This is a genomic window from Mesorhizobium sp. WSM3868 (assembly GCF_002294785.1).
GTDB lineage: Bacteria > Pseudomonadota > Alphaproteobacteria > Rhizobiales > Rhizobiaceae > Mesorhizobium.
The window spans coordinates 242,032-264,815 of record NZ_NSGB01000007.1 but is presented as its reverse complement, the minus strand read 5'-3'; the positions used below and the strand labels follow the sequence as shown (position 1 = coordinate 264,815).

The window sequence follows — 22,784 nt, the reverse complement described above, 5'->3', positions numbered from 1 at the left end:
CCCCTCTTCGAAACCCCTGCCCCGATCGGGCGAATACAAACGCTTCACCCGGAACGAGGTTCCGCCGCTCACGCAATGCATCGCTGGTCATGTCTTTTTTAAATGACAGAGCGCGGAATACCGCGCATGACTGCAGCCTTATAGGAGTCGCCGCCACGTGCCCCCATTGCTAGACGGATTGCGTATCCTGGTCTTGGAAGACGAATTCCTGATAGCGATGGATGTCGAGCAACTATGCCGCGACCAAGGCGCCGCCGAGGTCGCGATTGTTGGCGATCTGGCTGAAATCGACCTGCGGGATGGGTTTTCCTGGTTCGACGCCGCTATCGTCGACCTGATGCTCGGCGGCACCTCGACACTCGACTTCGCCGAGCGGCTGCGCAGCGCGGGCATTCCATTCGTCTTCGCGTCCGGCTACTCCGACGCCGAGGATCTCGAAGGCTCTTTTCCCGAGATTAAGCTGGTCACCAAGCCCTACTCGGGAGACGATCTGATCCAGGCCCTGGCGCTCGCCTGCAGGCGAGCGAAAGCGGCGTGACGACGTAGCGTCGAAGAGCCGGAGGTCGGTGTCAGGCGGCGTTTGATCCTGTCACCTGCGCCGAGATCGCGTCGGGGCCGTATTCGTCCTCGCCAGAAATCTTCAGGATGTCCTGCAGCCGGGCGCGCGCGCGGCTGACCCGGCTCTTGATCGTGCCCACCGCGCAGCCGCAGATCTCCGCCGCCTCTTCGTAGGAGAAGCCGGACGCGCCGATCAGGATGATCGCTTCGCGCTGATCCTCCGGGAGCTGTTCCAGCGCGCCGCGAAAGTCCTTGAGGTCGAGCTGGCCATGCTGGGCCGGGTGGACGGCGAGCCTGGCGGTCATGATGCCGTCGCTGTCCTGCACCTCGCGGCCGCGCTTGCGCATCTGCGAATAGAATTCGTTGCGCAGGATCGTGAACAGCCAGGCCTTGAGGTTGGTGCCCGGCTGGAAACTCTCATGTTTGTCCCACGCCTTGACCAGGGTTTCCTGGACGAGGTCGTCCGCCTTGTCGGCATTCTGCGTCAGCGACACCGCAAAGGCGCGCAGGCTTGGGATCGCGCCGAGCAGCTCGGTCTTGAAGCTCTGGGAGACCGCCGCCATGTCTCAGTCCTTTTTCTCGGCGGGTTCGGCCTTTTCCAGCTGGCTGAGCAACTGAGCGAATCGATCCGGCACCTGATCGGAGACCAGCTCGTCGTAATATTGCTTGAGTTTGCGGGCGATTTCGGAGTTCGGTCCGAGCGGACCGCTACCCCCGTTCCGGTGCCTGCTCGGGGCGCCAGTTATTGAATTCTTTGACATTTCTTTCATGTTTGCCCTAAGTCCCAGCACCTGAAACCGCTTTAAAACCATAGATCACGACGCAAGCGGCACCCTTGTCTGGTTGCCCATCCCAAAGCCGGAAACGTCCGCTTCCTAATTTAGTTCCCTGCCCGGCGGAACTTTTTCAGAAAGCCGACGTTGGTTTTGCCGGGACTTCCAGTGAGTCTAGCCTTTGCAACAACGTCATCTGAGGGAGACGTCAGATATGAGCCTGTCCGCAACCATCGCTCCTCACCTGCCTTTCCTCCGCCGTTTCTCGCGCGCCGTGTCGGGATCGCAGGAAAGCGGTGACGCCCTGGTTGCTGCGATGCTGGAGGCCATCATCGCCGACACCGAAGTTTTCCCCAAGGCATCGAGCGATCGCATTGCGCTGTACAAGGTCTTTGCCAGGCTTTTCACTTCGATTGCGATCCGCGTGCCGCAAGAGCATGCGCAGACAGCTTGGGAGCAGCGGGCGGCCGCCAATCTGAACGCAATCGCGCCGCGGCCGAGGCAGGCTTTCCTGCTGGTCGCCGTAGAGGGTTTCAGCGAGGATGAAGCGGCGGAAATCCTCGATGCCGACGAACAGGAGTTCTCCGAATTGCTTGCCCAGGCAAGCAGCGAGATTTCTCGCCAGGTCGCGACCGACGTGCTGATCATCGAGGACGAGCCGCTGATCGCCATGGACATCGAGGAAATGGTCGAAAGCCTCGGCCATCGCGTTGTCGGCACCGCCCGCACGCACGCCGAGGCGGTCGCCGTTTTCGGCAAGACGCGTCCGAAAATGGTGCTGGCCGACATCCAGCTCGCCGATGGCAGCTCGGGCATAGAGGCGGTCAACGAGATCTTGTCCTCGACGCCGGTGCCGGTGATCTTCATCACCGCTTTCCCTGAGCGCCTGTTGACCGGCGAGCGTCCCGAACCGGCGTTTCTGGTGACCAAGCCCTTCAATCCAGACATGGTGAAGGCCCTGATCAGTCAGGCGCTGTTCTTCGACCGGCAGGCGAAAGCCGCGGCCTGACCGCATGTCCGATCATTGAGCTCTCATGCGAGGCGCCCGCGCCTCGCACGATGCGGCGCGGAGTCCCATCCGTGAAGCGCTTTCAGGGGATCGTCTTTTTCCGCAAATGGTGGAACAAACGCCATCCAGCCACGTTTTTTCCAGGACGTTAGAAGGAGAGATATCATGCTGTACTGGGCGCTCGTTTTTCTTGTGGTCGCGATCATCGCCGGCGCGCTTGGGTTCGGCGGCATCGCCGGCACATCGGCTGGCATCGCGCAGATATTGTTCTTCGTCTTCCTTGCTTTCCTGGTGATCTCGCTCATCGCCGGCCTCGTCAGGAGAACCTGACCAGGGGTAGTGCCGAACACTGGAAGCCGCACCCCTCAAACGGTTTCCAGCCACCGCCGGGCGATGTCCCCAAAAGGATGTCGTCCGGCGGACCGCTTTTGGGCAGCGTAAGTGTCAGTAGGTCAACACCGGGGCAGCAATCCTCGTAAGCCGTTCGCGCCTGGATGCGGGAAGTATCGAATGCGTTCCAAGGCCTCAGAGAAGGACTATACGCAAGAGCGCAGCGACGAAGTAATCGCGATGCATCCGGCGGAAAGCGGGATGCAGGTGGGGCGCGCGCTGCTCCACGCGCTCCACAATGCTGGAATTTCGGTCCTCTACCAGGATCGTGAAATGAAGACCGTCTGGGCGCGCAACATGCGCGCCCCGTGGGCGTGCGAGACGGCCGAGGGCAAGGATGTGCTTTCCCCCGCGCAGTCCGAGCGCATAGGCGCAGCCAAGCGCAAGGTGATTGAAACCGGCAACCCGGATCGCCTCGAGCTCGGCATTTCCGACAGTGACGGCGTGCGCTGGTTCCATGTCTGGATCGATGCCGATCGCAGCGACTCCGGCGAGGTTCAGGGCGTCGTCACCACCATGGTCGAGACGACGGAGCAGAAGCGCCGCGAGCAGACGCTGAAGACGCTCCTGCGAGAGGTCAGCCATCGCTCGAAGAATCTTCTGGCCATCATCCAGAGCATAGCCACCCAGACCGGACGCTACTCGGAGACGCTCGGCGATTTCCTGACGCACTTTCGCGGCCGCATCCAGTCGCTCGCCTCGTCTCAGGATCTGGTGACATCCTCCAACTGGCGGGGAGCGGCGCTTCGTGAGCTAGTGTCCGGCCAGGTCGGCCGCTATAGCGCCGATCCAAGTCGCAGCCTGCGTTTCGATGGGGAGAACCCTTACCTCAATCCGAACGCTGCCCTTCATATCGGACTGGCCATGCACGAGCTGGCCGTGAATTCGGCAAGCTCCGGCGCCCTGTCGCAGCCTGACGGACGGATCAGGGTAAGCGCCAGGATCGCGGCCGGCAGCGAGACTTCGCCTGGCCTTTTGCTGATTTGGACAGAAAGGATCGGCGCCGGTCGGCGCACCGAAAATCGTTTTGGCAGCGTCGCCCTCGAACGCGTCGTGCCGACGTCGCTGAACGGCTCCGCCAGTCTCGATATCGACGACGATCGTCTCGAATATCGCCTGACCATCCCGCGCGGCAATTTCGAGATAGAATGACAACCACGTCCCGGGGCAACGGTCAGCCGCCGGAGAGGCGTTTAACCTGCTGTTCACCATAAAATCCGATTGTGTTCCCCGGCAGAAGCAACTCCAGGATAGCGCGCAATGCCCTTCCGAGTTGCGTAAACCTTGGAGTGGATCGGCGATCCCGTGAGGAGCTGAACCGCTCGCGACGCATTAAACCCAGCCGCGCAATCACACCGCGATTTGGGAGGAACCGAAGATGATTGCCGATATGAACAGGCTGGAGCGGGCCGCCTGCGTCTCGATGGGCGGCTTCCAGGACGCCGAAGCACCGCCCTCGCCCCGTTCCTCCCATCCATCGCTTCGCCTCGGCGCCGTCGCGCTTGTTGCTGCTCTCGTGCTGGCGGTGGCCTGGCAACTGGCCTGATCTTTCCAATCGAGCAGCCGGCCGGCGCCAAGGGCACGCGCCATTGCGCGCCGACTCCGCCGAGCAGGAACTTTTGAGCGGCAACAATCGTTCTTTGCGGCGGGAGGATTCGACCCGTGGAACACATCGCCGCCTTGCTCCTCGTCATTGGCTGCTCGGACACCATGACCGATTGCCGCGAACTGTCGGTGCCGGTCAGCGTCTTCGAGACTTTCGAGGCTTGCATCGCCGAACGGCCGTTTGCGCTGGGCGACCTGCAGGGGCGCACGCCGCGTGTCAAGGGCGAGTGCCTTGCCGTCGATCCGGCACTTGAAGACGACTACGATCAACTGCTGTGGACCGTGCGTCCCGACGGCAGGCTCGTCGCGTCGCTGGAAACTTCCGGCGCGCTTGTCGCGTCAAACGGCGCACGCCCGTAAGACACTCTCTTCAGCAATAACAAGATCGGGCAGGCAAAGCCCGTTTTTTCGTGCTAAACGGCGGTTGGCACTGCCAAAAGTGAGGACAAAAGCGAGGAGCTATTTATGCGGAAAATGATCATTGCCATGGTTGCCGTGGTCGCCGTCAGCGGCTGCACCACGACCGAGCAGGACGTCGTCGGGGGCGGCCTGATCGGCGCCGGCGTGGGCGGCCTGGTCGGCGGCGGCAGGGGCGCGCTGATCGGCGCGGCTGTGGGCGCCGGGTCCGGCCTGTTGGTTCGCAACCTGCGCAATGGCTATTGCATATATCGCCACGCTGACGGCACGAGATACAAGGCCCGCTGCAACTGATTTTCCGCGAGACACAGTCATCTACCCGGGGGCCGACCAGCGGTCCCCGGGTAGATCGTTGTTAGACCCTGACTGACAGGCGCTCAGCCTGGCAGGGGTATTCGGATTTCCACCTTAAGCCCGTCGGCCCGGTAGTCGCGCTTGATCGTACCGCGCAATTCTCGCGTGACATTGAGATCGATCAGCTTGGTGCCGAAACCGGTCTTTGCCGGCGGCTCCAGTTTCTTTTGCCCGGCCTCGCGCCAATCGAGCACCAGCGTCCGCTCCCGGCCACGTCCTTCGACCCGCCAATCGACCTTCAGGGCGCCCACCGAGTTGCCGGCCTCGCCATATTTCAGCGCGTTGGTGGCAAGCTCGTGGAAGGTCAGGCCAAGCGCCTGCGTCGTCGTCTCGTCAAGCAGCACTTCCGGCCCCGACAATATGCCTTCGGAAAGCTCTTTGCCGAACACCTGCCCGAGCTCGGTGCGCAGCAGGTCGCCGAGGTCCGCTTTCTGCCAGCGCGAGCGTGTCAGCATGTCCTGCGACGCGGCCATCGCCTGCAGCCGCGCCGAGAATGATGCCGAGAACTCCTTCACGTCGGTGGCCTGCGAAGCAGTCTGCCGTGCGATCGCCAGCACCCTGGTGATCGAGTTCTTGATGCGGTGCTTCATCTCCTGCAGGATCAGTTCCTTTTCCAGCAGGCTCTTCTCCGTGGCCTCATGCAGCAGCGACTTCGCCTCGTAGGCGCGCTCCTGATAGCGGGCCACCAAGGCGATCGCCCCGGCGAGCAGCAGGCCGAACAGACCGAGCATCACGGGAATAGCGCGCGAGGACGGCAGCGCGAAAGCGCTCGTCGGCCGAAACAGGACAGTCCAGGGTCGGCCGGCCACGACGATATCCCGGCGCGCCAGAAGCTTTCCGCCGAGCGATTCGGCCGGCGGCGCCTCCGACCGGAACAGGAGATTGCCGGCACCCGGCTGGCCGTCGAAGATTTCGACGTTGACCGGCAGCAGCGGAGCCTTGCTGAGCGCCACCTGGAACAGATCGCGTGCGCGGAAGGAGGCGTAGAGGAAGCCGGCGGTCGAGGAGCGGCTGGCATCGATGACGTCCGGGGCCGTTTCCACATTCAGCCGCACGAAGACCAGAAATCCGGGGAATGTCTGCTCCAGCCCTTGTCCCTGGCCAAGTTGAACGAGCCCACTGGCATGCTGCTGGTCGTCGGCCATGGCCTTCTCGATTGCCGCCCGCCGTGCCGGGTCGCTGAACATGTCGAAGCCGATGATCGACTGGTTGGAGGTATCGAGCGGCTCGAAAAGCACGATGGGCGTGCGCCATTGCTGCTGCGTGATGGCCGGATAGACCGGGTGGGCCGAACCGCGAGCGCGCAGGATGTCGCGCTCGAGCGTGGCCTCGTCGCCGGTCTTGGCCAGCCTCAGGAAGCCGATGCCGCGCAGTCCGGCGAAATTGTCGTCGATGTCGAGCGCGTTGAGGAAGGCCTTGAACTCGCCGCGCGTGATATCGCCGTTTCGAGCATCGAACAGCGCCTGGGTCGAGCGCAGCAGCGACAGATGCAGGTCGATGCGGCTCTCGATGCGGTTGAGCGCATCGTCGGCGGTTCCCTCGAACTTGATGCGTGCCGCCTCCTGGGTCGCGAAATAGGCGAACCCCGCCATCGTCAGGCTGATCAGCGCGACGGCGATGAAGGCGACGATCGGGAAAAGCTTTTTCAATGCAGGGTGCGGCCCATGGACGGTTGGCCACCTTTATGGGCAAGTCTCCGCGCCAATACAATGGCAAGGCCAACCCAACGCCGCGATTGGCTCATCAAACAAGTCGCAAATTAGCCAACCAATTTATGGTCTTAGGCCGCGATTTTCAGCGCTCCCGGGCCTGGCATGGCGCCCGGCGGGCACCTGCCCAGAATGATCATGCCGAGCACCTCGTCCTGAGTCACGTCGCTGGTGCGCGCCGTACCGACGACCTGGCCGTTCTTCATGACGCAGACCCTGTCCGCCAGCTCGAACACGTCATGGATGTCGTGGCTGATCAGGAAGATGCCGATTCCGTCGGCCTTGAGTTGCCGCACCAGTTCGCCGACCTGGGCCGTCTCCTGGGGGCCGAGCGCTGCCGTCGGCTCGTCCATGATCAGGATTCGCGCGTTGAACAGGATCGCGCGCGCGATCGCCACCGACTGCCTCTGTCCGCCGGACAGCTTGATCACCGGCTCCTTGAAGCGCTGGAAGCGCGGATTGAGCCGGCCCATCACCTTGCGCGCTTCGGCCTCCATGGCGACGTCGTCGAGGGTGCCCCAGGCGGTCATCAACTCGCGGCCGAGGAACAGATTGGCGGCGGCGTCGACATTGTCGGCAAGCGCCAGCGTCTGATAGATCGTCTCGATGCCGTATTTCTTGGCGTCGCGCGGGTTGGAGATTGCTGCCTCCTCGCCAATGACGAAGATCTGACCGGCATCGCGCTTGTAGGCACCGGACAGTATCTTGATCAGCGTCGACTTGCCGGCGCCGTTATGGCCGAGCAGCGCCACCACTTCGCCGGGGAAGAGATCGATGGAGGCGTCGTCGACGGCGCGAATGCCGCCGAAGGCGATCGAGATGTTGCGCATGTCGACCAGCGGGGCGCCGGCGGGAGCGTTCTTGTCTGCCATGATGCTGCCTCCTTCACACCCGCTTTCGGTAGATGGTGTCGAGCCAGACCGCGATGACCAGCACGGCGCCGACGACGATGCTTTGCAGCGGCGAATCGACGCCGAGGAGCACCATGCCGGACTGCAGCGACTGCATCAGCAGCGCCCCAAGCATAGCGCCGAGCACGGTTCCCGAGCCGCCGGCGAGCGAGGTGCCGCCGATGACCGCCGCGGCGATGACCAGGAGCTCGTCCAGCGTGCCGAGCGCATTGGTCGACGAATTCTGCCGCGCCGACGAGATCGCCGCGGCGATCGTCGCCAGCACACCCATGATCATGAACACCTTCATGGTGATCCAGCGCGTGTTGATGCCGGCAAGGTTGGCCGCTTCCGGATTGCCGCCGATGGCAAAGACATAGCGGCCGAAGCGAGTGCGCTTGGTGATGAAGGTCATGACGAGGCCGACGGCGATCGCCATCAGCACCGGAATGGCGATGCCGTGGGCGATGAACAGGCCGCCTTCGGGGACCGTGAGGTTGTTGGCGGCGGCGTAGCGGTTCACGATGCCGACCGGCCAGGGATAGGAATTGGCCAGCCACACCGCGCCCATGACGACCGCGCAGGTGACCGCGCCGAGCAGCGTCTCGGCCCAGATCGGACGCAGCGGGAAACGGAAGCGCTTGCGCTGCACCCTGCCGTTGAACAGCGCAAACACCACGGCAACACAGGCGACGGCGCCGACGATCCAGCTCCATTTGGCGCCGATCGAGCCGGCTGGTCCGCCGCCCATCAGCTGGAAGGTGGCGTCGAGCGGCGCCACCGTCTGGCCGCTGGTGACCCACCAGGCAGCACCGCGCCAGACCAGCAGCCCGCCAAGCGTCACGATGAAGGCCGGCACTTCGAGATAGGCGATGACGAAGCCCTGGAAGGCGCCGATCAGCAGGCCGAGCGCCAGGCCGATCAACAGCGCCAGCACCCAGATCCAGGGATTGCCAAGCTCGAGCCCAACCATTCGCACCAGGAAATGCACTTGGGCAAAGCCCATCACCATGCCGATCAAACCCTCGGCGGATCCGACGGAGAGGTCGATGTTGCGCATGACGATGACCAGCACCATGCCGGAAGCCATGATGGCCACGGCCGAGGTCTGCACCGACAGGTTCCACAGGTTGCGCGGCGTCAGGAACGTTCGGCTGTCGAAATCGAGCGGATTGACGCCGAGCCGCAGGCTCGAGATGACATGCAGGCCGATCCAGATGATCAGCAGCGCACCGACCATGCCGAGCATGCGGGTGTCGAGCTCGGTCGCCTTGAGGAAGCGCCCGACGGTGCTCAGTTCGGAAGCCCGCGCGCGATCCGCCGCCGGGTTTGCCGGCGTATCAGAGGTCGTGTCGGTCATGATCTCCTCCCACCGGCTTGCCGTCTGGCGCGGATGCCGGACCACGATGCTAGAGCAATTCCAGGAAAAAGTGCGTAGCCGCCTGGAATTGCGCGGAAACAAACGGCTGGAGCAGTTCGGCGATCCTGCCGGACAGTGAACTGCCCCAATGGTCTCCGGCTTCAGTACGCCCGAAAGCCTTTGGAGAAACGCCGCGGCCGTTGGGCCGCGGCGCTGCGTTTGAACCTGACGGCCAGCTTAGTTGCAGACCGCGACGCTGCCGGCGGCAACGCCCGCGCAGACTTCATCCTTCTTGATCCAACCCGCGTCGATGACGAGGTTGAGATTATCCTTGGTGATTGCGACCGGGGTCAGGAACAGCGACTTGACGGTGTTGCCGCCAGGCGTCGTGAAGTCCTTGGCGCCCGCGATGTCGGTCATCTTCTTGCCGTTGGCGAGCTGCGAGGCGATCTCGGCGGCGTGCTTGCCGAGCTCGCGCGCGTCCTTCCACACCGACACCGTCTGGGTGCCGAGCGCGATGCGGTTGAGCGCGGCATGGTCGCCGTCCTGGCCCGAGACCGGAACGGTGCCGGCCAGCCCTTGCGCCGTCAGCGCCGCGACGACGCCGCCGGCGGTGCCGTCATTGGCCGCCACCACCGCGTCGACCTTGTTGTCGTTGGCGGTCAGGAACTGCTCCATGTTCTTCTGCGCGTTGGCGGGCAGCCAGCCGTCGGTATAGGCCTCGCCGACATTCTTGATCTTGCCGCTGTCGATGGCTTCCTTCAGCACTTCCATCGAGCCGGAGAACAGGAAATCGGCATTCGGGTCGGCGCCCGAGCCCTTGATGAAGACGTAGTTGCCCTCGGGCTTGGCCTTGAACACCTCGCGGGCCTGCATGCGGCCGACTTCCTTGTTGTCGAAGGTCAGATAAAACACGTCCTTGTTCTCGATCAGGCGGTCGTAGCCGACGACCGGAATGCCTTCGTCGAGTGCCTTCTGCACCGCCGGCCCGATCGCGGAGGCGTCCTGCGCCAGGATGATCAACGCATTCGCGCCCTGCGAGATCAGGCTTTCGACGTCGGTCAGCTGCTTGCCTGGATTGGACTGTGCGTCGGCGGATATGTACTTGTCGCCGGCGGCCTCGATCGCCTTCTTCATCGCCGCTTCGTCGGTCTTCCAGCGCTCTTCCTGGAAATTGGACCACGAAACGCCGATCACCTTGTCCTTCGCCTGCGCGACCGACGCCAACGTCAACGACATGGCGACGCCCGCCAGAATGGCGGCTGCGAATCTCTTCATGATATCCTCCCAGCGCCCCTCGCGGCGCGACCCAGATTGGCCCGAAGACCATGCAGAGGCTTTTTTTCGAGCCTCGAAAAAATACTGATCCAAGGCAAAGGCGCTGTCAACTGCAATTCTGACGGTTTTTGAGGTGCCGCGTACTTTTTTTCGAGACCCGCAATAAATAATGACAGTGCCGACCGCTTCTGCCACTATCGGGGAACAGTTCGGAGGAGGCGCAGCCCGCGTCCACCGAAACTTGTAAAAACCGGGACGGTTCGGGTGCCGGCGTCCGGGTGAATCGATCTGGCGCGTCGCCGGGTCCTGTGCATGATCGAGAGGCCGCGCTGACTGGGAGGAGAAAAAATGTCGGTCGGAATCCGCCACGACGATCTGCGCCGGCGCAACCGCGCCATGGTGCTCTCGGCCGTGCGCCGGGCCGGCCAGCCGTCGCGCACGGAAATCGCCGCGACCACCGGGCTCAGCCATTCGACCATTTCGGCGATCTCTTCCGACCTGATCCAGGAAGGCATCCTGGCCGAGAGCAAGCCGAGCGAGACCGCGTCTCTGAAGCGCGGCCGGCCACAGGTGGGCCTCGCGCTCAAGCCTGAGGCGGCAGCGGTGGTAACGGTGGTGCTGTCGCTCAATTTCCTCTCGGTCGCCGTTATCGATTATGCGGGCCAGGTCATCGCCGAGGAGCAGCGCCGCCTCGATACGCTCACCATGCCGCGCGACGAGCTGATCGGCGAATGCTTGGCGATCGTGCGGCGCCGGCTGGACGATCCGGACCTCGACGTCGGCAGCGTCGCCCGCATCGCCATGGGCATCCAGGGCATCACCGATTCCCATGCCCGCGCCATGCTATGGTCGCCGATCACGCCGCTGACCGATATTCCCTTCGCCGACATCCTGGAAAAGGAATTCGGCATTCCGGCCACCATGGAAAACGACTGCAACATGATGGCGGTGGCGCTGCAGTGGCGCGATCCCGACCGCTATCGCGACAATTTCATCGCCATCCTGCTCTCGCACGGCATCGGCATGGGCCTGGTGCTGAAGGGCGAGCTGTTCACCGGCACGCATTCTTCCGGCGGCGAGTTCGGCCACATGATCCATCGTCCGGGCGGCGCGCTTTGCCGTTGCGGACGCCGCGGCTGCGTCGAGGCCTATGCCGGCAACTACGCCATCTGGCGCAGCGCCATGAAGATGAGCGAGGACGCCGAGCCGGTCGATGTCGGCGACGCCGACATGCGGGCGCTCGCCGCCAAGGCGCGCGAGACGGATGGCCCGGAGCGCGAGGCCTATCGCCGGGCCGGGGAGGCGCTGGGCTTCGGCCTTGGCAGCCTGTTCGCGCTGATCGACCCAGCGCCGGTCGCCATGGTCGGCGTCAGCGCCGCCGCCTTCGACCTGATCGAGCCGGCGCTGCGCGAGGCGATCGGCCAGACCGCCGGAGGCCAGCATTCAAACTCGATCTCCTTCGATACCGAGCCGAACGAATTGCCGTTGATCCGCGAAGGCTGCGCCGTGCGCGCGCTGACCTTCGTCGACCAGGAGATTTTCGCCCCGGGCGTGCAGGCAAGAGCGGGCGCTGTCAGCAAGAGCGTGGCCTAAATGCCTGGACTGAGCGCATATCCTAAAATTTGACCCGTTTCGTGTCGCGACCCGGCGCGAAACTGCCCCGACAATCGGATTTTTGCGACCAGTCACCGTTCGTTCGCCAGCAGGCACGCGGCTTCCAGCTTCTGGATCGAGGTCTCTATCCAGGCAATGACCACAGCCACGCGAGCGAGGTGGCGCAAATCAGGATGAGTAAGCAACCAGATCTCTCGCTCCGGAAATGCAGCTTCATCGAAGCTGACGCGCCTAATGCCCAATACATGATCTGCTACGATACACGGCAGCAGAGAGCGGCCACACCCGGCCTGAACGGCTTGAAGAATGGCTTCGGCATCGTTGACGGCCACCGCTGAGAGGCCGCCGTCCTTCTCGGCCATTTTAGCGATCCATCGGGCTTGGGGCAGGTGCGCCATTCCGTCTTCGTACGCTACCCAGGGAAGCTTGGCGATTTCGACCTGAACGTCGGTTCCCGCATAGGCCGCGTAACTCAATGTCCCGATGCGTCTCGAAAGCACCCTGTTGCCGGTTTCGTCGCCGGGTCTTGCCAGCCGAATGGCGATGTCCGCTTCGCGCCGGCTGAGGCTCAAATCACGCGACTCCGCGATCAGCTCAACGCGCAGCCGCGGATGTCGCGCGGTCAATTCAGCCGCTGCGGGCACCAGGATCCTGTTGATCAGGATGGGCACGGCCGTCACGCGCACTGTTCCGCTCGCGGCGGCGTCCACTCCTTCCGTTGCTGCTTTCAAGCCGCCGATCTCTGCCTCAACGGCCTCGGCGCGCTTCACCGCCACCTCCCCGGCTTCGGTCAAGCACATGTCGCCGTCAGCGCCGCGCTCGAACAGGCGCACACCAAGAGCTATCTCGGCCACCCGCAAGCGACGGGCGACGGTCGTCGGATCAACACCCAACTGCCGGGCGGCCGCGGCGCGTGAACCTCCACGCGCGACAGCGAGGACATATCGAAGGTCGTTCCAATCCAACGCCTGCATTTTTGCAGCATAGGTCGGCAATAGTTCGGTGTGAAGCGGCAATACTACTGCTGTAAGATCCCGCATCAATGCAGGAGAGAGTCAATGACGCTTTTCGCCGTTCTGCTTGAAGATGAGGTCAGCCGCGCCGAAGATGTTCGCCGACAATACATGCCGGCGATCGAATTTCTCGGTCGCAATGCCTCGGCCATCAGGGCGGCAGGACCGCTGCGACGTGCCGACGGCGCGCCAGCCGGAGGCCTATGGCTGGTGGAGGCCGCTGATCACGAACAGGTCGAAAATCTGGTGCGAGAAGATCCGTTCTGGCCGACCGGCCTGCGTCTTTCCGTGCGTGTGCTTGCCTGGCGCCAGGTCTTTGCCGACGGCATGCGCGTCGGAGCGAAAGGATAACATGGAGCCTCTTGAGCTTGAACCCAGATCCCTCCCGCTGCTCGGGGGTGGGCCAGTTCCGAGGGAGAGTTTCGCTCTCTTCCGGTGCGTTGTCGCGCGCAAGCTTGGTCCCGCCTCATCGGGCGGAAGGGTCTCTAGTCTTCCCTGATCGCGTAGCCCGCCCCGCGAATGGTGCGGATCACATCGGGCATGCGGCCGTTGTTGACCGCCTTGCGCAGGCGGCCGACATGCACGTCCACGGTGCGCTCGTCGATATAGATCGTCTCGCCCCAGACATTGTCGAGCAGCTGGCTGCGCGAGAACACCCGGCCGGGATGCCGCATCATAAATTCGAGCAGTCGGAACTCGGTCGGGCCGAGCCGGATCTCGCTCTTCTTGCGATAGACGCGATGCGATTCGCGATCGAGCACGATATCGCCGACCTTGAGCACGCTGGACAGCACCTCCGGCTTGGCGCGGCGCAGCAGCGCCTTGACCCTGGCCATGAATTCCGGCGTCGAGAACGGCTTGACCAGATAGTCGTCGGCGCCGGTCGAGAGGCCGCGCACCCTGTCGCTTTCCTCGCCGCGCGCGGTCAGCATGATGATCGGCAGGCGTTCGGTCTCGGGTCGCATCCTGAGCCGGCGGCAGAGCTCGATGCCGGAAACCGCCGGCACCATCCAGTCGAGCACGAGCAGGTCGGGCACATTCTCCTGCAGGCGGATCTCGGCCTCGTCGCCGCGGGTCACCACCTCGACCTGATAGCCCTCGGATTCGAGGTTGTAGCGGAGCAGCACCCCCAGCGGCTCCTCGTCCTCCACCACCATGATGCGTGGCGCGATCATATAGCAGGCACCTTCGCTGTCAGGCCGCCGGCGCCGACATCGCCGTCTCGTCCTGCTTAGGACGATTCGCGGGCAATTGCGTGCCGGTCAGCACATAGTAGGCGTTCTCGGCGATGTTGGTGACGTGGTCGCCTATGCGCTCCAGATTCTTGGCGCAGAACAACAGATGCGTGCAAGCCGTGATGTTGCGCGGATCCTCCATCATGTAGGTCAGGAGCTCGCGGAAGACGGAGGTGTATTTGACGTCGATGCGCTCGTCGTCGTTGCGGAGCTTGGCGAGCGCCGTGGCGTCGCCGGCCGTGTATTCCTCGATCACGCCCTGCACTTGGATCAGCACCAGCTGCGCCATCGAATCGATGGAGTGCGAAAGGTCGCGCGGCGCGGCGCTGATGCCGACCGAGCCGACGCGCTTAGCGATGTTCTTGGCAAGGTCGCCGATGCGCTCGAGATCGCCGGCCATCCGGATGGCGCCAACGACGCTGCGCAGGTCGTCGGCCATCGGCTGGCGTTTGGCGATCAGCGTGATGGCGCGATCGTCGAGCTCGCGTTGGCGCGCGTCCATGATGGCATCGTCGGAGACCACGCGCTGCGCCAGCGCGTTGTCGGAATTCAGCAGAGCCTTGGTCGACGCGCCGACCATCGAGCCGGCAAGATCGCCCATGTCGCGGATGAGCTGGCTGATCTGCCTCAGATCCTCGTCGAAGGAAGCGACCGTATGGGCCATAGTTATGTCCTCGTATGAACTCAGCCGAAGCGGCCGGTGATGTAGTCCTGCGTGCGCTTCTCGCGGGGCGAGGTGAAAATCTTTTCGGTCCGGTCGAATTCGATCAGCTCGCCGAGATACATGAACGCCGTCTGCCGCGAGACGCGCGCCGCCTGCTGCATGTTGTGGGTGACGATCACGATCGTGTAGTCGGCCTGCAGCTCGTCGATCAGCTCCTCGATCTTGGCGGTCGACAGCGGATCGAGCGCCGATGCCGGCTCGTCGAGCAGGATGACCTCCGGCTTCACCGCCACGGTGCGCGCGATGCAGAGCCGCTGCTGCTGGCCGCCCGAAAGGCTCTGGCCACTGGCGTTGAGCTTGTCCTTGACCTCGTTCCACAGCGCGGCGCGCTTCAGCGCCTGTTCGACGCGATTGTCCATCTCGGCCTTGCTGATCTTTTCATACAACCTGACGCCGAAGGCGATGTTCTCGTAGATCGACATCGGGAACGGCGTCGGCTTCTGGAACACCATGCCAATCTTGGTCCTGAGCAGGTTGAGGTCCTGCGAGCGGTCGAGGATGTTCTTGCCGTCGAGCAGCACCTGGCCTTCGGCGCTCTGCTTCGGGTAGAGCTCGTAGATGCGGTTGAGCACGCGCAGCAGCGTCGACTTTCCGCAGCCCGAAGGTCCGATGAAGGCGGTGACGCTGCGCTCGGGCAGCGACAGGTTGATGTCCTTCAGCGCCTTCGACTGGCCATAGTAGAAGTTGAGGTTCTTGACTTCGATCTTGGCCTTCTCGGCGGTCGTCTCGGCTACGTTCAGGTCGGTGGACAACATCGGTTTCATCTGTCCTCTCTGCGTCCGGTAAGGCTGCGGGCGAAGATGCTCAGCCCGAGAACCGTCAGGGTGATTATCAGTGCGCCCGTCCAGGCCAGTTGCTGCCATTCCTCATAAGGGCTCAGCGCAAACTGGAAGATGGTCACCGGCAGGCTGGCCATCGGCGCGTTGAGATTGCTCGACCAGAACTGGTTGTTGAGCGCTGTGAAGAGCAGCGGCGCCGTCTCGCCCGAAATGCGGGCGATCGCCAGCAATATGCCGGTGACGATGCCGGACAGTGCGGCGCGATAGGCGACCGAGCGGATCACCACCCAGCGCGGCGCGCCGATGGCGGTGCCAGCCTCGCGCAGCGCGTTGGGCACAAGGTTCAGCATGTCCTCGGTGGTGCGCACGACAACGGGGATCACCAGGATCGACAGCGCCACCGCGCCGGCGATCGCCGAGAAATGACCCATCGGCCGCACCATCAGCTCGTAGACGAACAGGCCGACGATGATCGACGGCGCCGACAACAGGATGTCGTTGATGAAGCGCACCACTGTCGTGAGGCGCGAGAAGCGCCCGTACTCGGCCATATAGGTTCCGGCGAGCACGCCGATCGGCGTGCCGACGACGATGCCGATGACGGTCATCACGATGCTGCCGTAGATGGCGTTGAGCAGGCCGCCGGCGTCGCCGGGCGGCGGTGTCATTTGCGTGAACACCGAAAGCGAGAGCCCCGAGAGTCCCTTATAGAGAAGGGCGCCGAGGATCAGCGCCAGCCAGACGAGGCCGATGCCCGCCGCTATGGTGCACAGCGCCATCATCACGGCGTTCTTGCGCTTGCGGCTTCGGTGGAGCGATGCGGCTGTCGACATCGGTCAGGCTCCCGTGCGGCTATCGATGCGCAACAGCATGTAGCGTGCGAGCGCGAGGATGATGAAGGTGATGATGAACAGGATCAGTCCGAGCGCCACCAGTGAGGACGTGTAAAGCTCGCCGTCGGCTTCGGTGAATTCGTTGGCGATGGTCGCCGAGATCGTCGTGCCGGGCGCAAACAGCGAGGCGCTGATGCGGTGCGCGTTGCCGATGACGAAGGTGACGGCCATCGTCTCGCCGAGCGCGCGGCCAAGACCGAGCATGACGCCGCCCATGATGCCGACCCGCGTATAGGGGATGACCACACGCCGGGTCACTTCCCAGGTCGTGCAGCCGATGCCGTAGGCCGATTCCTTCAGCACCGCTGGCACCGTGTCGAACACGTCCTTGGTGATCGAGGTGATGAAGGGCAGCACCATGATGGCCAGGATCAGCGACGACGTCAGCAGGCCGATGCCGTAGGGCGGACCGGCAAACAGGCTGGCGAGACCCGGTATGCCGTGGAAAAGATTGATGATGAACGGCTGTACCGTCGTCTGCAGGAATGGCGCGAAGACGAACAGGCCCCAGATGCCGTAGATGATCGAGGGAATGCCGGCGAGCAGCTCGACCGCGATACCGATCGGGCGCCTGAGCGGGCGCGGGCAGAGCTCGGTCAGGAAGACGGCGATGCCGATGCCGATCGGCACGGCAATGAGGATGGCGATGGCCGAAGTGACGACGGTGCCGTAGATGGGCGCGAGCGCGCCGAAATTCTCGGTCACCGGATTCCAGGATTCAGTAGTCAGGAAGGAGAAGCCGAACTTCGACAGCGCCTCCCACGAGCCGGCGATCAGCGAGACCGCGACGCCGCCCAGAAGAACCAGCACGAGTATGGCGGAGAGACGCGTGACCGTTCGGAAGATCGTGTCGGTCAGGGCGAAGCGGCGCACCGTCGCTTCCCTGGTCCGTATGGCGGACGATGTCACGGCTTCGGAAACGGCTGTCATTTCGCCCCTCGCATTTCGAAAGAGACAGGAGGGCGCCAGCGGCGCCCTCCTTATTCCGTAGGAATTACATGCCGGAGTAGAGCGGCTTGCCGTTGCTGTCGACGATGTCCTTGCTCCACATTTCCTCGACGCTCTTCACGACTGCGTCGGGCATCGGAACATAGTCCAGCTCGGCGGCCATGTCGTCGCCCTTGGCGTAGGACCAGGCGAAGAACTTGAGTGCTTCGGTGGTGGCCGCCGCATCATCGGGCTTCTGGTAGACGAGGATCCAGGTCGCGGAGGTCATCGGCCAGCTTTCAGCACCAGCCTGGTTGGCCAGAATGACGCCGTAGCCAGGCTTGGCGCTCCAGTCGGCATTGGCTGCAGCGGCCGAGAACGCGGCAGCGGTCGGCTCTACCTTCTTGCCGTCCTTATTGATCAGGTCGGTATAGGTGAGCTTGTTCTGCTTGGCATAGGCATACTCGACATAGCCGATCGCGCCACCGGTCTGCGCTACGTTGTTGGCGACGCCTTCGTTGCCCTTGGCGCCGATGCCCACCGGCCACTCGAGCGCGGTATTGACGCCGACCTTCGACTTCCAGTCGGCGCTGACGTCGGCCAGATAGTAGCTGAAGTTGAACGTGGTGCCCGAGCCGTCCGAACGGTGGACGACCGCGATCGCCTGGTCGGGCAGCTTGACGTCGGGGTTGAGCTTCTTGATCGCCTCGTCATTCCAGTTGGTGATCTTGCCGACGAAGATGTCGGCCAGCGTCGGGCCGTCGAGCACCAGTTCGCCCGGCTTGACACCTTCGAGGTTGACGACCGGAACGATGCCGCCCATCACCATCGGGAACTGCGCGAGCCCGGTCGACTTGAGATCCTCGCCCTTGAGCGGCGCGTCCGAGGCGCCGAAGGTCACGGTCTTGGCCTTGATCTGCTTGATGCCGCCGCCGGAGCCGATCGACTGATAGTTGAGACCGATGCCGGTCTCCTTTTTGTAGGCGTCGGCCCACTTGGCATAGATCGGATAGGGGAAGGTAGCGCCGGCACCGGAGATGTCGGCCGCCATAGCGGCGGAGAGGGAAAGCGTGGATGCCGCAGCCATTGCAATCGCAACGGCCGCCGAGCGGATGAAATGTCTCATGTGGCCTGCTCCTGTTCGGAATATGGTCTTTCGGCAACCCTTGTCTATCGGCGCCTGGTGAGCGCAATAGACTTCGATTATTACAGTCGCATGACAGTTTCGTGTCAGCCCGGTAACGCCTGAACAGGGATGCCTGGGGGGCCTGCGGCCGCCATTTGCGGACCGAGCCGAAGTTTGCCGCGGGAATCAGCAGCTTGTCCGACTTTTGAATCAAAAATTATCCCGGCGGCCGGGATCTCCGGCCGCCGGGAAATAAAATCCGGACGAGAGCGCGTTGCCTGTGCGCCAGAGCGGATCATGGCCTGGCCATCGCCGAAAACAGGTCCGTTGGGGTAGAGTCGACGCTGTTCCTTGCCGGCGGTCGCTGCTCCCGCCCGTAACCGAAGGGCGGAATCGACAGCAGCCATTGTCCTGACCTGGCCTTCGTTTTGTATGGTGCGATCACACCATATGTCTGCGTTGGACGCAGATGACGGGCCTCGTCGACGACGCCGTGAACGGCCGCGCAGAAAGGCTGTTATCCGGCGCTGCGGCGAACTTCCGCGTCCGACCCGAGCCATCTTTCGAGCTTCTCGAGCAGCGCCTTCGGGCTGATCGGCTTCGGCAGGTAATCGTCCATGCCGGCTTCCAGGCAGCGCTCGCGGTCGCCCTTCAGCGCATGCGCGGTGACGCCGACGATCGGCACATGCGTGCCCATCTCGGCTTCGAGCCGGCGGATGGCCGCGGTCGCCTCCAGGCCGCTCATCTCGGGCATCGACACATCCATCAGGATCATGCGCGGGTTAAGCCTGCCGAAGGCGTCCAGCGCCTTGCGGCCGTTGCCGACGATTTCGAACTGGTATCCGGTCTCGCCCAGGATTTGCGTGAACACCATCTGGTTCACCTCGTTGTCCTCGGCGACGAGAATGTCGAGCCCGGCCTCCGCGCCGGCCAGGCGTGGACGGGCACGCGCCGGCGGCGGCTGCAGCAGGACGCGATCGGCCACCGTCGCCTGCGCCGTGGATGCCTGCGGCGCGCCGGCCGCAGTCTCGACGCCGCCGATCAACGGCGGGTGGATGGCCGCCGTGCTGTGGCGATGACGCTGGATGGTGGCGACCAGCGTCTCCAGCAAGATCGAGGAGCGCGCCGGCTTGATCAGCTGCGCATCGATGCCGAGATCGCGGTAGGCGGCGCTGGCGAGCGACTGGTCGACCGAGGTCAGCATGATGATCGGCGTGTGCGCGAGGCCGGCGGTGTTGCGCACGATGCGCGCCATTTCGGCGCCCGTCATGCCCGGCATCTGGTAGTCGAGCACGACACAGTCGACAGGCACGCCGTAAGCGGCAGCCGCAATCAGCACCTTCAGTCCCTCGGCGCCGCTTTCGGCCGCGCAGGAATCGAAGGTCCACGAAGCCATCTGCTCGCTGAGGATCGCGCGGTTGACGGCATTGTCGTCGACGATCAGCACGCGCGCGCCGGTCACGTCGACCGGCATGATCCGCTGCCCGCCTCGCTCGGCCCGCGGCAGCGTGACGGTGAACCAGAAGGTCGAGCCCTTGCCCTCGGCGCTGTCGACGCCGATCTCGCCGCCCATCAGTTCGACCAGCCGCGAGGTGATGGCAAGGCCGAGCCCGGTGCCCTCGTGCCGTCTTGTCGAGGAGGTGTCGACCTGGCTGAATTTCTCGAACACCAGCTTCAGCTTGTCTTCGGGAATGCCGATGCCAGTATCGGTGACCGAGATGGCGAGCTTCGTCCCCGACGGAACGCGCTCGCCGGTCACGTCGACCAGCACATGGCCCTTGTCGGTGAACTTCACCGCATTGCCGAGAAGGTTGGTGACGATCTGCCGAATCCGGCCGACGTCGCCGACGAACTGCCCGTCGAGCCCGGGCTGGACGCGAACGATGAGCTCGAGGTCCTTTTCCTTGGCGCGCGTCGACACCAGCGTCGCCACATCCTCGATCGCCTCGGCAAGGTTGAATGGCGCCGGGTCGAGCACGAGTTGGCCGGCGTCGATCTTGGAGAAGTCGAGGATGTCGTTGATGATGGTGAGCAACGCGTTGCCCGATTTGACGATGATGTCGGTGAACGTCCTCTGCTTTGGGTCGAGGTCCGACTTTGCGAGCAACTCGGCCATCCCGAGCACGCCGTTCATCGGCGTACGGATCTCGTGGCTCATATTGGCGAGGAACTCCGACTTGGCGCGGTCGGCAAGCACGGCGCGCCGGCGCGCCTCGCTGAGCTCGGCCTCGCGCTGTTTCAGTTCCGTTATGTCCGTGGTCGACCCGATCAGATAGAGCGAACCGTCGGACGCGATCATCGCGCCCTTGCGCGCGAACTGGTGACGCACGCTGCCGTCGGGCAGCGTCACCTGTTCTTCGATCTCCTGCGTCTCGCCGGTGCGCAGCACCGCCAGGTCGCCGGCGACGAAAGCTTCGCCGTCCGCGCCGAAGATCTCGACGTCGGTCTTGCCGATCGCCTCTTCCTGGCTGAAGCCGGTGAGATCGCACCAGCCCTTGTTTACGTAGAATTGCCTTAGATCCGAACGCTTCGCGTAGATCGACACCGGCACGTTGTCGATCAGGTTGCGGAACACCTCGTTCTCGCTCATGCTTTCCTTGAGCGCCCGCTCGCGCGCCTTGACCTCGGTGATGTCGGTGCTGGAACCGACCAGATGCACCGATCCGTCGGTCGCGACGAGGCGGCTCTTGCGTGTCATCAGCTGCCGCACCGTGCCGTCGCGATGGCTGACAGGCTCCTCGACTTCGCGCCCCTTGCCGGTCGCGATGACCTCGGCATCGTCATGGCTGTAGCTTTCGGCGTCCTCGCAGCCGAAAAGCTGCCGGTCCGTCTTGCCGATGACGTCTTCCTTGGCAATGCCGGTCAGCGCGCACCAGGCCTTGTTGACGAACTCGATCGTAAGATCCTCGGCCTTGATGAACGCCGCCACCGGCAATTCGTCCATGACATGCCGGTAAAGGTCGATCTGCCGCATCGACTCGCGCAGCGCCTTCTCGCGGGCCTTGAGATCGGAAATGTCGACGCGCACCCCTATGAATGTGCCGTCGTCCGCTCTCATGTCGTAGACCTGGGACCAGCGACCGTCGGGATTGAGCCGTTCATAGGACGAATTGGGCAGGTTGTAACGCTTCAGCATGGCGTCGAGCCAGCGTTCTTTGTCGACACCATAGAGATTGTCGATCTCGACGTCGCCGCTCGACCGGAAATAGCCGGCGGAATGACCGAGAGCGAGCGCCTCGCGTAAGGTGCGGCCCGGCTGCCAGGCCGGCTTCAGCGCCGGCAAACTGTCATGCAGCTTGCGGTTGGCGAAGACGAATTCATCGTGGCGGTCATAGATGATGACGCCGGCCGGCAGCGACTCCAGCACCGTGGCGAGATTCTTGCGCGCATCCTCTGCCTCGGTCTCGCGATGCTTCATGTCGGTGATGTCGACATAGGAGATCAGACGCTTGCCGCCGGCAAGCGGTGCCAGCGAGGCGATCAGCACGCGGCCGTCATTGCGCGGCAACTGCCTGGAACCGGCAACGCCTGCCCGGATTTCGGCCTCGCGCTCGGCGATGTGGCGTTGCCAGCCCACCTCGTCGGCACCATAGGGGTCGGCGTCGCGGCTGGCCTCCATCAGCTCGCGGAAGCCGCAGCCGGCAGTGGCGCGAAGCGGATCGATCTTCCAGAAGTCGTAGAAGGCGCGGTTGATGATCTCCGCCCTGAGGTCGGCATCGAGGACAATGACGCCGATCGGCATCGAATCGACCGTCAGGCGAAGATTGGCGAGCGCCTCCGAGGTCGCGGCCGCATGCTGATCGGGGGCGCGGGGGACCGCCGCCTCGCCGCGCTCGACCGCGCCTTCGAAAAAACGGGCGGCGCCCATCTCGAAAGTACCGTCCGTATCCGCCATCCCTACCCCCAGGCCGAACCCTCCCGGTTCGCCGGCGGAATGTGCCCGACAAGCATTAACGATCGGCTAACCTTAACGATTCGCAACCGAACACGCCCGATGCCGTTAACGGGTTTTTAGTCGGACGCCGGTCCGACCTCGCTGCGGTAATCCGTCCGTTGGCGAACCCACCGCTACCGGGCTATAGAATCGGCGGGGGTATAGCTGATGCTTGGTCGAATGCTGACTTTTGTTC

23 protein-coding genes are annotated in these 22,784 nt (G+C 63.7%); 9 read left to right on the top strand and 14 right to left on the bottom strand.

All coding sequences use genetic code 11. The features are described from left to right. Window positions 1-193: 193 nt before the first annotated feature. Window positions 194-538 (top strand): response regulator, encoded by a 345-nt coding sequence (locus tag CK221_RS14485; RefSeq protein WP_348627023.1) that lies wholly within the window; start codon window positions 194-196, stop codon window positions 536-538. A gap of 31 nt (window positions 539-569) precedes the next feature. On the opposite strand, the gene CK221_RS14480 is transcribed toward CK221_RS14485, so the two are convergent. Together CK221_RS14480 and CK221_RS14475 are read right to left on the bottom strand one after the other, a co-directional pair. Continuing rightward, entirely contained in the window at window positions 570-1,121 is a 552-nt protein-coding gene (locus CK221_RS14480) for an RNA polymerase sigma factor (RefSeq protein ID WP_040973662.1), read from the bottom strand. Window positions 1,122-1,124: 3 nt separating this feature from the next. Then, complete coding sequence (locus CK221_RS14475; RefSeq protein ID WP_095778214.1) at window positions 1,125-1,328, bottom strand: NepR family anti-sigma factor; 204 nt, start codon at window positions 1,326-1,328, stop codon at window positions 1,125-1,127. 217 nt (window positions 1,329-1,545) lie between these two features. Here CK221_RS14475 and CK221_RS14470 point away from each other — a divergent pair, with 217 nt between their 5' ends. The 6 genes from CK221_RS14470 to CK221_RS14450 all read left to right on the top strand — a co-directional run bounded on the left by CK221_RS14470 (window position 1,546) and on the right by CK221_RS14450 (window position 5,046). Continuing rightward, window positions 1,546-2,340 carry a response regulator gene (locus CK221_RS14470; protein ID WP_067002122.1) on the top strand — a complete coding sequence of 265 codons (795 nt, stop codon included), beginning with the start codon at window positions 1,546-1,548 and terminating at the stop codon, window positions 2,338-2,340. A gap of 165 nt (window positions 2,341-2,505) precedes the next feature. Further along, a complete protein-coding gene (locus tag CK221_RS14465; protein ID WP_067002119.1) occupies window positions 2,506-2,670 on the top strand; it encodes a DUF1328 domain-containing protein in 165 nt (54 codons plus the stop codon). Between the two features lie 180 nt (window positions 2,671-2,850). Further along, on the top strand, window positions 2,851-3,882 hold the full coding sequence (locus tag CK221_RS14460; protein ID WP_095778171.1) for a PAS domain-containing sensor histidine kinase: 1,032 nt from the start codon (window positions 2,851-2,853) through the stop codon (window positions 3,880-3,882). A 226-nt stretch (window positions 3,883-4,108) separates the two neighbouring features. Beyond that, window positions 4,109-4,276, top strand: coding sequence for a hypothetical protein (locus CK221_RS30255; protein ID WP_179295128.1), 168 nt, complete (start codon window positions 4,109-4,111; stop codon window positions 4,274-4,276). A 116-nt stretch (window positions 4,277-4,392) separates the two neighbouring features. Continuing rightward, on the top strand, window positions 4,393-4,695 hold the full coding sequence (locus CK221_RS14455; protein ID WP_095778170.1) for a hypothetical protein: 303 nt from the start codon (window positions 4,393-4,395) through the stop codon (window positions 4,693-4,695). 105 nt (window positions 4,696-4,800) lie between these two features. Next, a complete protein-coding gene (locus CK221_RS14450) occupies window positions 4,801-5,046 on the top strand; it encodes a YMGG-like glycine zipper-containing protein (RefSeq protein ID WP_067002111.1) in 246 nt (81 codons plus the stop codon). Between the two features lie 83 nt (window positions 5,047-5,129). Here CK221_RS14450 and CK221_RS14445 read toward each other — a convergent pair whose 3' ends face one another. The 4 genes from CK221_RS14445 to xylF form a co-directional block, all read right to left on the bottom strand. Next, window positions 5,130-6,755: a CHASE domain-containing protein gene (locus CK221_RS14445; protein ID WP_095778169.1), complete on the bottom strand. Its 1,626-nt coding sequence runs from the start codon at window positions 6,753-6,755 to the stop codon at window positions 5,130-5,132. 131 nt (window positions 6,756-6,886) lie between these two features. Continuing rightward, window positions 6,887-7,687 carry an ATP-binding cassette domain-containing protein gene (locus CK221_RS14440; RefSeq protein WP_095778168.1) on the bottom strand — a complete coding sequence of 267 codons (801 nt, stop codon included), beginning with the start codon at window positions 7,685-7,687 and terminating at the stop codon, window positions 6,887-6,889. Window positions 7,688-7,700: 13 nt separating this feature from the next. Next, window positions 7,701-9,065 carry a sugar ABC transporter permease gene (locus CK221_RS14435; RefSeq protein ID WP_095778213.1) on the bottom strand — a complete coding sequence of 455 codons (1,365 nt, stop codon included), beginning with the start codon at window positions 9,063-9,065 and terminating at the stop codon, window positions 7,701-7,703. Between the two features lie 237 nt (window positions 9,066-9,302). Continuing rightward, complete coding sequence (gene xylF, locus CK221_RS14430; RefSeq protein WP_095778167.1) at window positions 9,303-10,343, bottom strand: D-xylose ABC transporter substrate-binding protein; 1,041 nt, start codon at window positions 10,341-10,343, stop codon at window positions 9,303-9,305. Between the two features lie 348 nt (window positions 10,344-10,691). Here xylF and CK221_RS14425 point away from each other — a divergent pair, with 348 nt between their 5' ends. Continuing rightward, window positions 10,692-11,936, top strand: a complete 1,245-nt coding sequence (locus CK221_RS14425) for an ROK family transcriptional regulator (protein ID WP_095778166.1) — start codon at window positions 10,692-10,694, stop codon at window positions 11,934-11,936. A gap of 92 nt (window positions 11,937-12,028) precedes the next feature. Here the strand turns inward: CK221_RS14425 and CK221_RS14420 are convergent, their stop codons facing one another. Next, complete coding sequence (locus tag CK221_RS14420) at window positions 12,029-12,973, bottom strand: LysR family transcriptional regulator (RefSeq protein WP_245430640.1); 945 nt, start codon at window positions 12,971-12,973, stop codon at window positions 12,029-12,031. Between the two features lie 42 nt (window positions 12,974-13,015). Between CK221_RS14420 and CK221_RS14415 the strand changes: the two genes are divergently transcribed. Further along, the gene (locus CK221_RS14415) at window positions 13,016-13,321 is read left to right on the top strand and encodes a YciI family protein (RefSeq protein ID WP_095778164.1); all 306 of its coding nucleotides are present in this window, start codon (window positions 13,016-13,018) and stop codon (window positions 13,319-13,321) included. Between the two features lie 134 nt (window positions 13,322-13,455). Here CK221_RS14415 and phoB read toward each other — a convergent pair whose 3' ends face one another. From phoB to CK221_RS14380, 7 genes are all read right to left on the bottom strand, one after another. Further along, complete coding sequence (gene phoB / locus CK221_RS14410) at window positions 13,456-14,145, bottom strand: phosphate regulon transcriptional regulator PhoB (protein ID WP_010911896.1); 690 nt, start codon at window positions 14,143-14,145, stop codon at window positions 13,456-13,458. Between the two features lie 19 nt (window positions 14,146-14,164). Further along, window positions 14,165-14,869 (bottom strand): phosphate signaling complex protein PhoU, encoded by a 705-nt coding sequence (gene phoU, locus CK221_RS14405; RefSeq protein WP_095778163.1) that lies wholly within the window; start codon window positions 14,867-14,869, stop codon window positions 14,165-14,167. Between the two features lie 20 nt (window positions 14,870-14,889). Then, window positions 14,890-15,693, bottom strand: coding sequence for a phosphate ABC transporter ATP-binding protein PstB (gene pstB, locus CK221_RS14400; RefSeq protein WP_067002093.1), 804 nt, complete (start codon window positions 15,691-15,693; stop codon window positions 14,890-14,892). Beyond that, window positions 15,690-16,541: a phosphate ABC transporter permease PstA gene (gene pstA, locus CK221_RS14395; RefSeq protein WP_067002090.1), complete on the bottom strand. Its 852-nt coding sequence runs from the start codon at window positions 16,539-16,541 to the stop codon at window positions 15,690-15,692. The genes pstB and pstA overlap by 4 nt, the downstream gene beginning before the upstream one ends. 3 nt (window positions 16,542-16,544) lie before the next feature. After that, window positions 16,545-17,531, bottom strand: a complete 987-nt coding sequence (gene pstC / locus CK221_RS14390; protein ID WP_067002087.1) for a phosphate ABC transporter permease subunit PstC — start codon at window positions 17,529-17,531, stop codon at window positions 16,545-16,547. A 64-nt stretch (window positions 17,532-17,595) separates the two neighbouring features. After that, a complete protein-coding gene (gene pstS, locus CK221_RS14385; protein ID WP_095778162.1) occupies window positions 17,596-18,654 on the bottom strand; it encodes a phosphate ABC transporter substrate-binding protein PstS in 1,059 nt (352 codons plus the stop codon). A gap of 517 nt (window positions 18,655-19,171) precedes the next feature. Beyond that, window positions 19,172-22,549 (bottom strand): response regulator, encoded by a 3,378-nt coding sequence (locus CK221_RS14380; RefSeq protein WP_245430639.1) that lies wholly within the window; start codon window positions 22,547-22,549, stop codon window positions 19,172-19,174. Window positions 22,550-22,784: the final 235 nt, after the last annotated feature.

What these genes read in the sequence shown, in the direction of transcription:
- CK221_RS14435 (WP_095778213.1), bottom strand. Translation starts at nt 9,065, where the DNA reads ATGACCGACACGACCTCTGATACGCCGGCAAACCCGGCGGCGGATCGC.
- CK221_RS14425 (WP_095778166.1), top strand. Translation starts at nt 10,692, where the DNA reads ATGTCGGTCGGAATCCGCCACGACGATCTGCGCCGGCGCAACCGCGCC.
- CK221_RS14450 (WP_067002111.1), top strand. Translation starts at nt 4,801, where the DNA reads ATGCGGAAAATGATCATTGCCATGGTTGCCGTGGTCGCCGTCAGCGGC.
- phoU (WP_095778163.1), bottom strand. Translation starts at nt 14,869, where the DNA reads ATGGCCCATACGGTCGCTTCCTTCGACGAGGATCTGAGGCAGATCAGC.
- pstA (WP_067002090.1), bottom strand. Translation starts at nt 16,541, where the DNA reads ATGTCGACAGCCGCATCGCTCCACCGAAGCCGCAAGCGCAAGAACGCC.
- CK221_RS14470 (WP_067002122.1), top strand. Translation starts at nt 1,546, where the DNA reads ATGAGCCTGTCCGCAACCATCGCTCCTCACCTGCCTTTCCTCCGCCGT.
- CK221_RS14475 (WP_095778214.1), bottom strand. Translation starts at nt 1,328, where the DNA reads ATGAAAGAAATGTCAAAGAATTCAATAACTGGCGCCCCGAGCAGGCAC.
- CK221_RS14460 (WP_095778171.1), top strand. Translation starts at nt 2,851, where the DNA reads ATGCGTTCCAAGGCCTCAGAGAAGGACTATACGCAAGAGCGCAGCGAC.
- pstB (WP_067002093.1), bottom strand. Translation starts at nt 15,693, where the DNA reads ATGAAACCGATGTTGTCCACCGACCTGAACGTAGCCGAGACGACCGCC.
- CK221_RS14415 (WP_095778164.1), top strand. Translation starts at nt 13,016, where the DNA reads ATGACGCTTTTCGCCGTTCTGCTTGAAGATGAGGTCAGCCGCGCCGAA.
- xylF (WP_095778167.1), bottom strand. Translation starts at nt 10,343, where the DNA reads ATGAAGAGATTCGCAGCCGCCATTCTGGCGGGCGTCGCCATGTCGTTG.
- CK221_RS14380 (WP_245430639.1), bottom strand. Translation starts at nt 22,549, where the DNA reads ATGGCGGATACGGACGGTACTTTCGAGATGGGCGCCGCCCGTTTTTTC.
- CK221_RS30255 (WP_179295128.1), top strand. Translation starts at nt 4,109, where the DNA reads ATGATTGCCGATATGAACAGGCTGGAGCGGGCCGCCTGCGTCTCGATG.
- phoB (WP_010911896.1), bottom strand. Translation starts at nt 14,145, where the DNA reads ATGATCGCGCCACGCATCATGGTGGTGGAGGACGAGGAGCCGCTGGGG.
- pstS (WP_095778162.1), bottom strand. Translation starts at nt 18,654, where the DNA reads ATGAGACATTTCATCCGCTCGGCGGCCGTTGCGATTGCAATGGCTGCG.
- pstC (WP_067002087.1), bottom strand. Translation starts at nt 17,531, where the DNA reads ATGACAGCCGTTTCCGAAGCCGTGACATCGTCCGCCATACGGACCAGG.
- CK221_RS14465 (WP_067002119.1), top strand. Translation starts at nt 2,506, where the DNA reads ATGCTGTACTGGGCGCTCGTTTTTCTTGTGGTCGCGATCATCGCCGGC.
- CK221_RS14440 (WP_095778168.1), bottom strand. Translation starts at nt 7,687, where the DNA reads ATGGCAGACAAGAACGCTCCCGCCGGCGCCCCGCTGGTCGACATGCGC.
- CK221_RS14480 (WP_040973662.1), bottom strand. Translation starts at nt 1,121, where the DNA reads ATGGCGGCGGTCTCCCAGAGCTTCAAGACCGAGCTGCTCGGCGCGATC.